Source organism: Devosia sp. XK-2, assembly GCF_037113415.1.
In the GTDB taxonomy this organism is placed as follows: domain Bacteria; phylum Pseudomonadota; class Alphaproteobacteria; order Rhizobiales; family Devosiaceae; genus Devosia.
In genome coordinates, this window is sequence record NZ_CP146608.1 from 2,952,772 (window position 1) to 2,967,178 (window position 14,407).

Annotated in this window: 12 protein-coding genes; 8 read left to right on the plus strand and 4 right to left on the minus strand. The window is 61.1% G+C overall.

Annotated elements, in window-relative coordinates; genetic code table 11:
- Window positions 1-42 precede the first annotated feature (42 nt).
- Both V8Z65_RS14530 and V8Z65_RS14535 read right to left on the minus strand, forming a co-directional pair.
- Window positions 43-1,089 (minus strand): PRC-barrel domain-containing protein, encoded by a 1,047-nt coding sequence (locus V8Z65_RS14530; protein WP_338720868.1) that lies wholly within the window; start codon window positions 1,087-1,089, stop codon window positions 43-45.
- Window positions 1,090-1,459: 370 nt separating this feature from the next.
- A complete protein-coding gene (locus tag V8Z65_RS14535) occupies window positions 1,460-1,921 on the minus strand; it encodes a GNAT family N-acetyltransferase (protein WP_338720869.1) in 462 nt (153 codons plus the stop codon).
- A 270-nt stretch (window positions 1,922-2,191) separates the two neighbouring features.
- Between V8Z65_RS14535 and rpoH the strand changes: the two genes are divergently transcribed.
- Together rpoH and V8Z65_RS14545 are read left to right on the plus strand one after the other, a co-directional pair.
- On the plus strand, window positions 2,192-3,058 hold the full coding sequence (gene rpoH, locus V8Z65_RS14540) for an RNA polymerase sigma factor RpoH (protein ID WP_338720870.1): 867 nt from the start codon (window positions 2,192-2,194) through the stop codon (window positions 3,056-3,058).
- Between the two features lie 362 nt (window positions 3,059-3,420).
- Entirely contained in the window at window positions 3,421-3,774 is a 354-nt protein-coding gene (locus V8Z65_RS14545) for a hypothetical protein (RefSeq protein WP_338720871.1), read from the plus strand.
- Between the two features lie 100 nt (window positions 3,775-3,874).
- Here V8Z65_RS14545 and V8Z65_RS14550 read toward each other — a convergent pair whose 3' ends face one another.
- A complete protein-coding gene (locus V8Z65_RS14550; protein WP_338720872.1) occupies window positions 3,875-4,309 on the minus strand; it encodes an SRPBCC family protein in 435 nt (144 codons plus the stop codon).
- Window positions 4,310-4,526: 217 nt separating this feature from the next.
- On the opposite strand from V8Z65_RS14550, the gene ftsH reads away from it, so the two are divergent.
- The 4 genes from ftsH to denD all read left to right on the plus strand — a co-directional run bounded on the left by ftsH (window position 4,527) and on the right by denD (window position 9,953).
- Window positions 4,527-6,458 carry an ATP-dependent zinc metalloprotease FtsH gene (ftsH, locus tag V8Z65_RS14555; protein ID WP_338720873.1) on the plus strand — a complete coding sequence of 644 codons (1,932 nt, stop codon included), beginning with the start codon at window positions 4,527-4,529 and terminating at the stop codon, window positions 6,456-6,458.
- 123 nt (window positions 6,459-6,581) lie between these two features.
- Entirely contained in the window at window positions 6,582-7,925 is a 1,344-nt protein-coding gene (glmM, locus tag V8Z65_RS14560) for a phosphoglucosamine mutase (RefSeq protein WP_338720874.1), read from the plus strand.
- 174 nt (window positions 7,926-8,099) lie between these two features.
- A complete protein-coding gene (locus tag V8Z65_RS14565) occupies window positions 8,100-8,843 on the plus strand; it encodes a hypothetical protein (protein ID WP_338720875.1) in 744 nt (247 codons plus the stop codon).
- A gap of 126 nt (window positions 8,844-8,969) precedes the next feature.
- Window positions 8,970-9,953, plus strand: coding sequence for a D-erythronate dehydrogenase (gene denD / locus V8Z65_RS14570; RefSeq protein ID WP_338720876.1), 984 nt, complete (start codon window positions 8,970-8,972; stop codon window positions 9,951-9,953).
- A 233-nt stretch (window positions 9,954-10,186) separates the two neighbouring features.
- Here denD and V8Z65_RS14575 read toward each other — a convergent pair whose 3' ends face one another.
- Window positions 10,187-11,491 (minus strand): sorbosone dehydrogenase family protein, encoded by a 1,305-nt coding sequence (locus V8Z65_RS14575; protein WP_338720877.1) that lies wholly within the window; start codon window positions 11,489-11,491, stop codon window positions 10,187-10,189.
- 767 nt (window positions 11,492-12,258) lie between these two features.
- On the opposite strand from V8Z65_RS14575, the gene V8Z65_RS14580 reads away from it, so the two are divergent.
- The gene (locus V8Z65_RS14580; protein WP_338720878.1) at window positions 12,259-14,175 is read left to right on the plus strand and encodes a hypothetical protein; all 1,917 of its coding nucleotides are present in this window, start codon (window positions 12,259-12,261) and stop codon (window positions 14,173-14,175) included.
- A 7-nt stretch (window positions 14,176-14,182) separates the two neighbouring features.
- On the plus strand, window positions 14,183-14,404 hold the full coding sequence (locus V8Z65_RS14585; protein WP_338720879.1) for a hypothetical protein: 222 nt from the start codon (window positions 14,183-14,185) through the stop codon (window positions 14,402-14,404).
- The last annotated feature ends 3 nt before the right edge of the window (window positions 14,405-14,407 follow it).

Sequence of the window (14,407 nt, forward strand, 5' to 3'; positions counted from 1 at the left end):
GCCCGCCGGAGCGGGCCTTTTTGTTTTGATATGGATGCGCGCTTACATGTCGGTGGCGCGCTGAGCCGGGTCCTCGGCATAAGTAGCCTCGTTATATTCCGGCTGGGCCTCGAGCTGCTCGCGGGTGAAATCGCTATAGATCAGCAGATCGCCACTTTCATTGGCAGCAAATTCGAGATTATCCAGCGTCACGGCGACGCGCTTTTCGCCAATGCCCAGGAAGCCGCCGAAATCGATCAACATGGCGTCGACCTGGCCATCCTCGGTCAGCAGGATGTCGCCGACGACGGCAATATCCTCGCCCTCCGGACCCACGACAGTGGCGCCCGTCAGATTTTCGGCAGTCAGAGCCTCACGCTCGACCGTGGCATAGCCTTCGCGCGGCATTGCCGCGTCATTGGCCGGATCGGCAGGTGCCATGGCCGGATCAGCCGGGGCCATGGCGGGATCGGTCGCCGGGGCCGGCGCAGCCGGGGTAGTGGCCGGATCGGCAGGCGCCGGAGCCTGGCCGCCGGGCACTGTGTTCGGATCAGCCGGCGCGCCCGCCATATGGTCTTCCCAGATAAAATCGGGAGCAGCATTGAGCGCATCGGCAGTGGTGGCCAGAACCCAGCGCTGGGTCCCGTCAAATGCGGTCGTATGGTCGAGCGAGGCGAAATCGACGGCGACATTCTTCTCGCCAATGCCCAGGAAACCGCCCACACCGATCACAACGGCATGAATTTCACCATCCGCTGAAACGACCAGATCATTGACGGCGCCGATGGTCTCCGCGTCTTCAGCACCGCTCGAGAAAATGGTGGCGCCCAGGATTTCGGAGACCAATGCATCCCCTTCACCGGCCGTATAGCCGACAGCGAGATCCCAGGGTTCGTCGCCTTCCATGGTGTCCATGGCGCCATGATCGGCAGGCGCAGCGGCATCATCCATGGCGCCGGCCTCGCCCTCGGCACCCATGGCGTCGGTAGCGGGCGCCTCGGTGGTTGCAGGGGTTTCGGTGGTTGCGGGGGTTTCGGTAGTGGTCTGGGCGATCGCGACCGTGCCAAGCACCAGGGCGATGGCCGAGCTAGTAAGAAGCGTGCGGATCATAGTAGGCTCCAATGGTTCATCGTTGCGGTGAACAGGGCCGTACGGCGCAAAACTTGCCGGTAGCGCGTCGTACGGCCCGTCGATGTGCAAGAGAACGCAGCCAGAGCGCGACCCGTTCCGCAGCTTTTTTACCTGGCGCCGCTGGAACCAAAGAAAAAGCCGGCTGCTGCCTGAGGCCGCGCCGGCTTTTTCCGCCTCCCGTTAACGGGTTATATTATTGTGGTCCTCCCGAACGTGTCTGCGGGCACTTTCGGTCGATCCTGTGGCCACCGGCCGCGCGGCATGGGGCGCGCATGGTGGCTGACAAGCCCACAATAGCGCATCCATTTTGGCCGGCCAGCCATGCCGGGGTTAATGCGTTAACGCTTTGCTAATCCACCAATTGGGCGCTGTGCTTGTCATAATCCCGCATGGCCCTGTGCGGCATGCCGCCATCGATGAATTCAGGGCCAAAGGCGACAAAACCCAGGCTTTCATAAAAGCCCAGCTTGTCCGATTGCGCGGTGAGGTAAAACCGGTCCTGGCCGCGCTCGCGCGCATGGGCCATGGCCGCGGCAATCAGCTTGCGGGCAATGCCCTGCCCCCGCAGCGCCTGCCGCACCGCCACCCGGCCGATCTTGGCATGCTCGGGCAAATCGACCAGGCGCAATGTGCCCACCACCTCGCCATCGACAATGGCGACGAAATGGGTGGCCGTCAGGTCATATTGGTCGTGCTCCTCGTCCTCGGGCACGTTCTGCTCCCACACAAAAACCTCGCGCCGAAGCGCGAAGGCGGCGTTGCAAAGCAGGGAAAAAACCGGAACGGCAAGGATGGTGACAGGTTTTGACATAGGCCCAGACTAGAACGCCCCACATGGCGTGCAAAGGGCCGCCGTCACATCAATGTGTGTGTACATGAAAGGCTTTTATCGTATAATGACGATGAAAGGCGAAGCGCTTTTGGGAACCCTATCCAATTTGTAACGTTTGTTTCCCCTTGGCCCCTTAAATTCGCCAAACTGCAACCTATATTGTCCTTACATCGGTTGTTGTGCCTTTTCGGACAACAGCCGTTTTTTCCGCCCGCGCGATGCGGGGGAAAGTCGAAAGGGGGTGCGTCCATGGCCCAGACTAATCTGCCGGTCCTCTCGTCCGAGGGTGGCCTCAGCCGTTATCTTCAGGAAATCCGCAAGTTTCCCATGCTGGAAGCGGATGAAGAATACATGCTGGCCAAACGCTACAAGGAGCACGCCGATCCCGGCGCTGCCCAGAAACTGATTACCAGCCATCTCCGTCTCGTGGCCAAGATTGCCATGGGTTACCGTGGCTATGGCCTGCCCATTTCCGAGGTAATCTCGGAGGGCAATGTGGGCCTGATGCATGCCGTCAAGCGTTTTGAGCCTGAAAAAGGCTTCCGCCTGGCCACCTATGCCATGTGGTGGATCCGCGCGGCCATTCAGGAATATGTCCTGCGCTCCTGGAGCCTGGTCAAGATCGGCACCACCGCCGCGCAAAAGCGCCTGTTCTTCAACCTGAGGAAGGTGAAGGGGCAGATTGCTGCGCTCGAAGATGGTGCATTGCATCCCGACCAGATCAAGCAGATCGCCACCACGCTCAACGTCACTGAAGACGAAGTGGTGCAGATGAATTCGCGCCTCTCCGGCGACGCCTCTCTCAACTCGCCAATGCGGGCTGATGAAGGCTCGTCCGAATGGCAGGACTGGCTGGTGGACGATACGCCCGACCAGGAAACCGCTTTGGGCGAAACCGAAGAGTTCGATGAGCGCATGGGCATGCTCAACAAGGCGATGGATGTGCTCAATGAGCGTGAGCGCGCCATTTTCCAAGCCCGCCGCCTCAAGGACAATCCGGCCACGCTCGAAGAGCTGGCTCAGCAATATGATGTCAGCCGCGAGCGCATCCGCCAGATCGAAGTGCGGGCGTTTGAAAAGGTGCAGGAAGCCGTGAAAGAAGCGGCAGGCGCCTGATCGGCACCAAAATCAAAACACAAGAGCCCCGGTGATGAGCCGGGGCTTTCTTGTTTTGGTGGAGATGGGGTGGTTTGCAGGGGGTCGGCATTTGGCTACTATGATCGTGCGATGCACCGACATTCCCCGCACCTCGATGGGACACAGGTTTGATTCCATACTCAACCGAGGCGAGATGCTACTTTGATCCTGTCGCGGCAAGGCATGGCCTGTCGTGTACATGCGCAGATGAGTATCAGGTCATCTACGAAAGCGCGCAGGCCTTCCTGTCTGTCGGTTTTGATAACGGTCGCTCGTATGAGTTGAGTGTCAGGTGCGGTCTGAAAGCATCGCCGATCAGGGCTGTGAGCCTCTCAGAGATCATGACGGTCGAAGAGGGTTCTGATGCGGCAAAAATCGACGGCCTGATGGCATCGACGACAAACGCCCTCGCCAGTTGCCTTGGCCATCTTGCTGATCTGACGACGCGCTACGCTCCAATCGCATTCAGCGCATCGGAGGAGTGGTTCGAAGAGCTTTCCAAGCTTCGACGAGAAGAAGGGCGCCACTACGCAGTCAAACGTGATCTGACTACGGCCAGAAGAGAGGCAGACGCTGCTTGGAAGCGAAATGACTTCGCGAACGTGGTGGCCGTGCTGGGGCCAGTGCGTTTTTACCTATCCGCCAGCGAACGCAAAAAGCTGGAATATGCCATCGGCAAGTGCACCCCATTCTAGGGCATCGCCCTGACCTGCGACGTTAAGGACTCTGCGGGGCTTTCAGGCGGTCGCATGGTAAACCAGAGGGGCCAACGTGGGGGCCTGGCCTATGTCCACTCTACCCCTCCAGCACCTTCTTCAACGCCGCCACATCCTTCCTGTTCGCCGCCCTCATCGCCGCGACAATGACTGGCGCGACCACGCCGGCAAAGCCCTTGGGCTCGCCGCGATTGATGAGGCAGAAGCGGGTACTGTCCGGGCCGGTGGCCTGCAATTGGTAGATCGTCTCCATCGGGAACGGGCCCTGCGCCGTGCGCATGACCAGGCGATTATGGGTCATCTCGACCACGCGATAGGTATAGGCCAGCTCCCGGCCCAGAAAGTGGGCGACGAAATCCATCTCGCTGCCCTCGGCCACCGGCGGCGCCGTCCGCCAGCGGACCGATTTTATGTTGGCATACCAATCCGGCGCATGGCTGGGGTCGAAGGCATAGGCCGCCACCTCGGGCAGCGGCCGCGCGATATCGATTTTCGTTGTAACCTCAGCACCCATGGTACACCTCCCGGTCCACGGGCGGGTTTCTAGCAGATTTCGGACAAGCCCTGAATCCAAACTACCCGCCACCGCCTATTAACCCCATCGCGACAATATGACTGGACGGAAAGGCCCGAACAGCAGAGGTCTTGCCCTTGTAACGCCCCATTGGGGGTCTTACATTCGCCCCAATACTGGCGCGCTCAGTGCGCCCGCCTCTCCGGGACAGGAATTGATGAACGGAAATTTCCGCAACTTTGCCATCTGGCTGGTCATTCTCTTTATGCTGATGGGCCTGTTCCAGGTCTTTCAGTCGTCCACGCGCACCATGTCCGTGGCCGAAAAGAGCTATAGCCAGTTCGTGACCGATATCGAGGCTGGGCGCGTTTCGACCGTAACCATTACCGACAATGTGGTGTCCGGCCAGCTCAGCGACGGCACTCGCTTCGAAACCATCATTCCTGCGGGCGCTGATGTGATCAGCAAGCTCGAGGACCGGAATGTCAGCATTACGGCGCGTGCACCCGAATCGAGCCCCTTCTGGGGCGTGCTGCTCTCGAGCTGGCTGCCCTTCCTCGTCATTATCGGCGTGTGGTTCTTCTTCATCCGCCAGATGCAGGGCGGTGGCCGCGGCGGCGCCATGGGCTTTGGCAAGAGCCGCGCCAAGTTGCTGACGGAAACCCAGGGCAAGGTGACGTTCGAGGACGTGGCCGGCGTGGACGAAGCCAAGCAGGATCTCGAGGAAATCGTCGAATTCCTGCGCGATCCGGGCAAGTTCCAGCGCCTGGGCGGTCGCATTCCGCGCGGCGTGCTGCTGGTGGGCCCTCCGGGTACCGGTAAGACGCTCTTGGCCCGCTCGGTCGCCGGCGAAGCCAATGTGCCCTTCTTCACCATTTCCGGCTCGGACTTCGTTGAAATGTTCGTCGGCGTGGGCGCCAGCCGCGTGCGCGACATGTTCGAACAGGCCAAGAAAAACGCGCCCTGTATCATCTTCATTGACGAAATCGACGCCGTCGGCCGCCAGCGTGGCGCGGGGCTCGGTGGCGGTAACGATGAACGTGAGCAGACGCTGAACCAGTTGCTGGTTGAGATGGACGGCTTTGAAGCCAATGAAGGCATCATCCTGATCGCCGCGACCAACCGTCCCGACGTGCTCGACCCGGCGCTTCTGCGTCCCGGCCGTTTCGACCGCCAGGTCGTGGTGCCGAACCCCGACGTTTCGGGCCGCGAAAAGGTGCTCAAGGTCCATGTCCGCAAGGTTCCGCTGGCCCCCGATGTGGACTTGAAGGTGCTGGCTCGTGGCACGCCCGGCTTCTCCGGCGCGGATCTGATGAACCTCGTCAACGAGGCGGCCCTGATGGCGGCGCGCAAGAACAAGCGTTTCGTCACTCATCAGGAATTCGAGGACGCCAAGGACAAGATCATGATGGGCGCCGAGCGCCGCACCATGGCCATGACCGATGACGAAAAGAAGCTGACCGCCTATCACGAGGCCGGCCACGCCATCATTGCGTTGAAGGTTGCCGGCATCGACCCGATCCACAAGGCCACCATCATCCCGCGCGGCCGCGCGCTGGGCATGGTGATGACCCTGCCCGAGAACGACAGCTATTCCTTCAGCCGCGAAAAGGCCCTTGCGCGCCTCACCATGCTGTTCGGCGGCCGCGAGGCCGAGATCATCAAGTTCGGTCCGGAAAAGGTCACCTCGGGCGCCTCGGGCGATATCCAGATGGCCACCAGCCTTGCCCGCTCCATGGTGATGGAATGGGGTATGAGCGAAAAGCTTGGCCGCGTGCGCTACAAGTCCAATGACCAGGAAGTGTTCCTGGGTCATTCGGTGACGCAGAGCCAGCACATGTCGGACGATACGGCGCGCATCATCGACCAGGAGGTGCGCAAGCTGATCGAGGATGGTGAGTCCTCGGCCCGCCATATCCTGACCACCTATCACGATCAGTGGGAAGCCATCGCCCAGGCCCTGCTCGAATATGAGACGCTGACCGGCGACGAGTTGCGTGCCCTGATGGACGGCAAGCAGCCTGAACGGCCCGACGATAGCGGCCCGGCAACGCCCAAGGCCACGGGCGTGCCATCGGCCGGCAAGACCCACAAGAAACGCCCCGATGCCCCGCCCGAGCCGGGCATGGAGCCGCAGCCGGAAAGCTGAGGCAGATCGGCATAACCGTTAAGGGTCGCCGCAAGGCGGCCCTTTTTTCTTGCCAAACACTCGGCTATTGGCAAGGCAAAGTGGTATTATCCACGCAACACCAGTGAATCGGGGGACGATCCCATGGCCCGCAAATATTTCGGCACCGACGGTATCCGCGGTCTGGCCAATGGCCATAAGCTGACCCCCGAACTGGCGCTCAAGGTAGGCATGGCCGCCGGTGCCAAATTCGTGCGCGGCGACCACCGCAATCGCGTGGTGATCGGCAAGGATACGCGGCGCTCCGGCTATATGATCGAAAGCGCGCTGGGCGCCGGCTTTACCGCCGTGGGCATGGATGTTTATTTCCTCGGCCCCATGCCGACCCCGGCCGTGGCCATGCTGACCCGCTCGCTGCGCGCCGATCTCGGCGTCATGATCTCGGCCTCGCACAACCCTTACGACGACAATGGCATCAAGCTGTTCCGTCCCGACGGCTACAAGCTCAGCGACGAGCTGGAGCTTGAAATCGAAAAGCTGATCGACAGCGACATGACGCGGCATCTCGCCAAGGGACGCGACATCGGCCGGGCCCATCGCGACGAGGAAGCGCGCACCCGCTATATCGAATATGCCAAGCGCACCCTGCCCCGCAATATCGATCTCACCGGCCTGCGCGTCGTGCTCGATTGCGCCAATGGTGCCGCCTATAAGGTGGCGCCCATCGCCCTGTGGGAACTGGGGGCGGAAGTTTTCACCATCGGTGCCGAGCCCGATGGCTTCAACATCAATTACAAGGTTGGCTCCACTGCCCCCGAGGCCGTTGCCGCCAAGGTCAAGGAAGTGCGCGCCGATATCGGCATCGCGCTCGACGGTGACGCCGACCGTGTCATCATTGTCGATGAAAAGGGCCAGGTGGTCGATGGCGACCAGTTCATGGCGGTGATCGCGGAAAGCTGGATGGAACGGCAGATGCTGGTTGGCGGCGGGATCGTCGCCACCGTCATGTCCAATCTGGGCCTCGAGCGGCATCTCAAAAATCTGGGCCTGACGTTGGAACGCACCCAGGTGGGCGACCGCTATGTGCTCGAAACCATGCGATCCAAAGGCTTCAATGTCGGCGGCGAGCAATCGGGCCACATTATCCTGTCCGATTTTACCACCACGGGCGACGGCCTTGTCGCCGCTCTGCAATTGCTGGCTGTGCTCAAGCAGATGGAGCGCCCGATTTCCGAAATCTGCGCCCGCTTCGAGAAAGTGCCGCAATTGCTGCGCAGCGTGAAATTCAAGGCCGGCAAGCCGCTGGAGCACAAGCAGGTCATTCAGGCCATTGCCGATGGCCAGGCCATGCTGGGCGATACCGGACGGCTGGTGGTGCGCGCATCGGGCACCGAGTCGGTGATCCGCGTCATGGGCGAAGCCGATGATGCCATCCTGGTGGAAACCGTGGTCGGCCAGATCGAGGCCGCCATCCTGCAGGTTGCCTGACGACCCTTCAAATATTGATAATATGATAAGCGGATCATCTGCCAGTAATCGTTTGTAAACGATCTGGATTTGCTTGCCATTAGGGTTAAATCTTTAGGTTAAGTGCGCCTTAAGAAGTTTGCCGGATATTGGTCGCAATCGACTTGGTGTCGTGGCAACCAAAGGAACTTCGTTATGCGCAACCTAACCGCTGCAATGCTGGTCGCAGGAGCGACCATGATTGCCGGGCAAGCCGTGGCCGCGGACCTGCCCTATTACCCGCCGGTCATCGAAATTCCCGATGTCGACTATGGCTATTCCGGCTCGTTCTACCTGCGCGGCAGCGCCGGGCTGAACCTGATGTGGACGCCCTACGTCAACCATCCGACCGCGGCTTCCGCCGACAAGAACTTCGCCATAACCCAGTTCGGATACGGTTATTCGGTTGGTGCCGGTGTCGGTTATGAACTGGGCAACGGTTTCCGCGTCGACGCGACGGCCGACTATCTCGGCAACGAGAACATGACCGCCTATATCGATGATGGCTCCGGTGGTGCGACCCTCGCCGTAGGTGACCACAGGCTGTCGCTGCGCTCCACCGTCCTTCTGGCCAATGCCTATTACGATTTCGGCCTGGGCGATGGCGGCTATGGCGCTGCAGGTGGCATGTTCGGCTATGTAGGTGCCGGTGCCGGTGTGGCCTTCAACGATTTCATCTCCAACGGGCCGGGCAATCCCGATACCCGTGACCAGAATACCAGCTTCGCCGCCGCGGGCATGGTCGGTGTCGGTTATGATTTCGGTCAGGTTGTCGCCGATATCGGCTATCGCGGTCTCTATATCAACCGCATCCAGAACGATGCGGCGACCAACCCCTATACCCTGGACAACAATTGGGTGCATGAAGTGCGCGGCACGGTCCGGTACCGCTTCAACTAGAAGCCCGGTGGCGGATAGCCACTTCCGCCAAAACGGTTCGGGCCGGTGTCAGGAGACACCGGCCTTTTTATCTGGCACTGGACCTCTGGCCTCCACCAATGCTCAATGGCCGGCGGAGGACCAAAAATGCATATCCTGATTATCGGCGCCGCCGGCATGGTGGGCAGCAAGCTAACCGCAGCCCTGTTGGCGGGAGGCGCGATTGGCACGCGGCCGATTGAAAAACTGACCCTGGCCGACATTGTCGCGCCGGATGCGCCACAAACCCCTATACCCTGCACCGCGCTCGCGACCGACCTGTCTATGCCGGGTGCTGCCGAAAAACTGATCGCCACCAGACCCGATCTGATCTTTCACCTGGCCGCCATCGTCTCGGGCGAAGCCGAGGCCGATTTCGACAAAGGCTATGCCATCAATCTCGACGGCACGCGCCTGCTACTTGAGGCCATCCGGCAAGCAGGCGCGACAGAACCCTATTGCCCGCGCCTGGTCTTCACCTCGTCCATTGCCGTTTTCGGCACGCCACTGCCCGCGGCTATTCCCGACGATATGGATCATACCCCGCTCACCAGCTATGGCACGCAAAAGGCCATATGCGAGCTTCTATTGGCCGACTATTCGCGCCGGGGCTTTGTGGACGGCATCGGCATTCGCCTGCCCACCATTGTGGTGCGCCCCGGCAAGCCCAATAAGGCTGCCTCAGGTTTTTTCTCCGGCATTATCCGCGAGCCGCTCAATGGCCAGGAGGCCATATTGCCGGTAGACGAGTCTGTCCGGCACTGGTTCGCCAGCCCGCGCGCAGCCATCGGCTTTCTGCTGCATGCGGCAACACTGGACACCGAACCACTGGGACAGCGGCGCACCCTTTCTATGCCGGGCGTATCGGCCACCATCGCCGATGAGATTGCTGCGCTCGAAAAGTTCGGCGGCGCCAGGGCGACCAGCCTTATTCGGCGCGAACATGACGAGACGATTGCCCGCATCGTTGCCGGCTGGCCACAGAACTTCGACACCCAGCGGGCGCTGGCCCTCGGCTTTGTCGCGGAAGCCAGTTTCGAGGATATTGTGCGCGTTTATATCGAAGACGAGCTGGGCGGACAGATATCCTGACGCAAAGCAGAACGAACAAATATAAGCGCCGCCACTCAGGAGCGTGGCGTTTACTTATTTTCAGATACTAGATCACGTCAGACTTGATCGGCATCATCGGTTCCTGTGCCTCCCTCCCCCTTGAGGGGAGGGATCGAGGGTGTGGGTGGTTTTGTGGGTCACCGATGGACCCCCACCCCCAGCCCCTCCCCTCAAGGGGGGGAGCAGCCAGCCAGTTGTGAACCGTTCCAGGCTCAGGCGCCGGTGACGCGCCAGATAACGTCGCCCACATCGTCGGCCATCAGCACGGCACCATCGCCAGCCAGGGCCACGCCGACCGGGCGGCCATAGGAATATTTCTCGTCCGGCGAGAGGAAATTGCCCAGGATTTCGCGCGGCATGCCGACCGGTTTGCCGTTCTCAAATTCGACAAAGGCCAGCTTGTAGCCCGAAAGCTTGGAGCGGTTCCACGAACCATGCTGACCAATGGCCATGCCGGCGGGGAATCCTGGCAGAGTGCCTTCGGGCAAATAGCACAGGCCCAGCGAGGCGGTATGGCCGCCCAGCGCATAATCGGGCTGCTTGGCACTGGCGACCTTGGCCGCGTCCTGCGGCACGCGATCATCGACCACGCGGTTCCAGTAGCAATAGGGCCAGCCGTAAAAGCCGCCATCGACCACTGAGGTCAGATAATCGGGCGGGGTTTCATCACCCAATCCGTCGCGCTCATTGACCACGGTCCAGAGCTGTCCGCCCACGGGCTCCCAGGCCATGCCGACCGGATTGCGCAGGCCCGAGCCGAAGATGCGCGATGTGCCGGTGGCCAGATCCAGTTCGTGGATGCAGGCGCGGTTTTCTTCCGCCGCCATGCCATGATCGCCAATATTGCTCAGCGAACCCACGGCTACATAGAGCTTGGTCCCGTCCTTGGAGGCAATGAGATTGCGCGTCCAGTGACCACCGGGAACAAGGTCCATCAGCTTCTTGCCGGGGGCCTTGATGCTGGTCTCGCCGGCCACATAGGGATAGGCCAGAACCGCATCGGATGCGCCCACATAAAGCGTGTCGCCGATCAGGGCGATACCGAAGGGCTGACGGACATTTTCGATATAGGCATGGCGCTCTTCGGCCACCCCGTCGCCGTTCGCATCGCGCAAGAGCGTCACTCTGTTGGGGCTTTTCCCCGAGGCGCGGGCACGCTTCATGGTGGCATGCATGGCATGGTCGAAAATGGAGCGCGGACCACCACCTTCCTCGCCCATGGATTCTGCCACCAGCACATCGCCATTGGGCAGCACATAGATATTGCGCGGATGCACCAGATCACGGGCAAAGGCATTGACCTTCAGGCCCGCGGCCGGGGTGGGCTTGTGATCGCCTTCCCAACCCTTGGCCGTCGGCATTTTGAGCGTCGGAATCCTGCCCTGCGGCTTGGGATCGGGAATGGCAGGGGTCGTGCCGAAGGCATGCGGCCGCGGGCCATCGCCAGCGTGGCGGATGGCAACGGCGACGCCGCCGACCAGAGCTACGAAGCGGGCGAAAAGAGTTGGCTCGGCCATGGATCGTCTCGAAATCAGGGGATTGGGAATCTGGAAGCTGCGCCACGCTAATGTTTTTGGCGGGCAAGGACCAGTCATTGGTATGATTTATACGACAATTTCTGGTCAGCGGGCCGATGTGCGCGCTGCGGCACGTCCGAAAAAGCACGCCAGCCACGGGGATCGGTAAAGCGCCACGGGGAGGCGTTGGTCTCCGGGCTTAGCCCTTTGGTGACTAAGCCCGGCAGTCCAACGGAATAGATTGCCCACTTTAGCGCACAAAGCCGCTCAGCGGTCATAACTCGGGCGATGGCCAGCTCGAGAGGTGCCCTTCATTACAACGAGTTCGCGCTCGTAATAATGACCTCCACGAGGTCCCTGGCCGCCCGCGCCACTTACGCTTCCGTTATGCAACGATGATGAAACGCCTATTGCGACAGTCCGCTTCCAGGAAGGTTCAGGGAAAGGTCTGTCATCGTTGCCACATCTGAATAGCGCATACGGGCGGGAAATGAACCCAAGGGCTCAATTTGTTTGGGAAAATTGTAACGCCCATATAACGCACCACTGGATTTCTCCCCGAAATGCGGGCATGAGCGGCTCGTCCGGCCCGGTTTTCGCCCATCCGGTGCCCCGGTCGATCCAACCATGGTCCTGGGATTTGTCCCAGGGAGGTTTCCCATGGCCGAAACGCCACAAAGTGCATTCCAAATGCCGGCTTATTGGGATATTTCTCACTGCCAATCCCGAAGGATGCATCTTCAGGCAGAATGCTAACGAGGCGGCACATGACGGCGCGGCTTAAACTTCTTGGCAGGCCGGCTATCAGTGGCCCGGACGGAGCCGAGCTGGAGGGGCTGCCCAAAAAGGCCTTCCTTGTCGCGACCGTGCTGATCCTGGCAAAAGAGCGTCCCTATCCCAAATGGAAGCTGTCAGAACAGCTTTGGCCCGATCTGGATGCGTACAGACGCAGCAATAATCTGCGGCAATTGCTGTTTCGCATACGCCAGTTTGAAACCGCCAATGGCGTCAGCCTTTTTAACGCCAATGCCGAAGAGCTCTGGCCAAACCCGGACATTGCCTGCGATCTGGCCACCATGATCGTCACCGACCAGGCCGGAACCGACCTGGATGCGGACGCGCTGATCGCCACCTATGGCGGCCGCCTGCTCGACGGCCTGCGCGTCGAGGACGAGGCGCTGGCGCGGTGGCTGACCAATTGGCGGCTGCAGCTGGAAGATCAGTTTTCCGAGGCCATCCTCGCCGCCACGGCCTCCATGCCGAGCGAGCGCCGCGCCGCAACGCTGGGACGCGCCGCCGACATCGCCCCCCGCGCTCTATCCCTGCGCAAGGCGCTCATGCGTCAACTGATCGACGAGGGCAAGACCGGCATGGCCCGGCGCCACTACCGGATATTGAGCCACGTGGCGGGGCATGGCGCCATTTCCTCGCCGCCCGAACTGGTCGGTGAGCGCCCTCCGGCCATGCTGGCCCCGGCAGGCAATATGCCACCCGGCTCCCTGCTCGGCCGCGACCAGGCCGGCGTCCCCCATCTGGTCCTGCTCCATCCCGACCTTCGCAATGGCGGCATCAACGAGCATATTGTGGCCGAACTGGTCGACGACATAACCGTGGCCCTGACCCGGCTGCGCTCGATCTCGGTCATGGCGCCATATTCGGCCAGGCGGGTCGCCGCCGATGATTTCGAAAGCCGGGCGCGCCTGTCCAATGTGGACTATGTCCTGCGCACAAAGCTTCCCGGAAAGACCCGGACCGCCTCCCAGGAGCTTCATATCACCCTGGTGCTGGAACGCTACGCCACCGGCGACGTGATCTGGGCCGAGCGCCTGCCGGTCGATCCATCAAACCTGCCCTCCAATTTCGCGATCATCGCCAATTCGATCGCGCTCACGCTGGTCGACCAGATCGAGCGGGCCACCCTGCAGGCGTTCCAGGTACCCGCCGATGCCGGCGCTTATGGGCATTTTCTCCTCGGGCAGCGTGCGCTGCAAAGCCTGAACCTGCAAAGCACCCGCCGGGCGCGCGCCAATTTCCGGGATGCCCTGGCCCTGGCGCCCAGTTTTGCGCCGGCCCATGCCGGCTATGCCCAATCCCTGGTCTATGAATGGGTCATCAGGGGCCGGGGCGATGCCGAATTGCTGGCCCGTGCCCGCTCGGCGGCCGCCAAGGCGCGGGAAATCGATCCCCTCTTCAGCGCCGCACATCAGATGCTGGGGCGCTGCAGCATATTCGAAGGCGATTTCACCTCGAGCCTGGAGCATTTCGAAAAAGCCGAAGGCCTGACCCCGCATCACGCTGATCTTCTATGTGATTTCGCCGATACGCTGATGCATAACTCCCAGGAGCAGCAGGCCAATGACAAGATCGAGCTGGCCCTCAAGCTCAACCCCTTCGCCCCCGATGCCTATTGGTGGGCATCGGCCGGCATAAAGTTCTTTCTGGGTGACTATGCCGGGGCGCTCGAGCACCTTTCCAATGTCCAGAAACAGGAAACGATCTACCGGCTGGGCGCGGCCTGCGCCGCCATGGCGGGCGAAGAGCAGCTCGCCAGGAAATATCGCGACGACTTTTTGAGCATAGACCCCGATTTTCGACTATCCGACTGGATCGCCTTGCTCCCCGTCAAGAGCGCCGCCCACAAAGACCATTATCACCAGGCCTTGACTCGGGCCGGATTCAAATAGGAAGACAATGACCAGATATCTGCTTATCGGCCTGACCGGCGACACATCCCTCAAACTGGTGGACCTCGAAAAGGGCACTGTCGAGACCATCGCGGCAGATGCCGTGGACGAGTCCGTGGCGCAGGTGAGGGAAGCGGGCGCCACCATCATGCGTGGCGTGGACGTCGCCATCGGGATCGAGGATCGCATGGACGCCGTGGGGCGCTTCTTTTTTGCTCAAGGCAAATAGGCC

Bases quoted from the DNA above. Each gene is read 5' to 3' on its own strand.
- V8Z65_RS14575 (WP_338720877.1), bottom strand. From the start codon at position 11,491: ATGGCCGAGCCAACTCTTTTCGCCCGCTTCGTAGCTCTGGTCGGCGGC.
- V8Z65_RS14530 (WP_338720868.1), bottom strand. From the start codon at position 1,089: ATGATCCGCACGCTTCTTACTAGCTCGGCCATCGCCCTGGTGCTTGGC.
- V8Z65_RS14535 (WP_338720869.1), bottom strand. From the start codon at position 1,921: ATGTCAAAACCTGTCACCATCCTTGCCGTTCCGGTTTTTTCCCTGCTT.
- rpoH (WP_338720870.1), top strand. From the start codon at position 2,192: ATGGCCCAGACTAATCTGCCGGTCCTCTCGTCCGAGGGTGGCCTCAGC.
- glmM (WP_338720874.1), top strand. From the start codon at position 6,582: ATGGCCCGCAAATATTTCGGCACCGACGGTATCCGCGGTCTGGCCAAT.
- V8Z65_RS14550 (WP_338720872.1), bottom strand. From the start codon at position 4,309: ATGGGTGCTGAGGTTACAACGAAAATCGATATCGCGCGGCCGCTGCCC.
- V8Z65_RS14585 (WP_338720879.1), top strand. From the start codon at position 14,183: ATGACCAGATATCTGCTTATCGGCCTGACCGGCGACACATCCCTCAAA.
- V8Z65_RS14545 (WP_338720871.1), top strand. From the start codon at position 3,421: ATGACGGTCGAAGAGGGTTCTGATGCGGCAAAAATCGACGGCCTGATG.
- denD (WP_338720876.1), top strand. From the start codon at position 8,970: ATGCATATCCTGATTATCGGCGCCGCCGGCATGGTGGGCAGCAAGCTA.
- ftsH (WP_338720873.1), top strand. From the start codon at position 4,527: ATGAACGGAAATTTCCGCAACTTTGCCATCTGGCTGGTCATTCTCTTT.
- V8Z65_RS14580 (WP_338720878.1), top strand. From the start codon at position 12,259: ATGACGGCGCGGCTTAAACTTCTTGGCAGGCCGGCTATCAGTGGCCCG.
- V8Z65_RS14565 (WP_338720875.1), top strand. From the start codon at position 8,100: ATGCGCAACCTAACCGCTGCAATGCTGGTCGCAGGAGCGACCATGATT.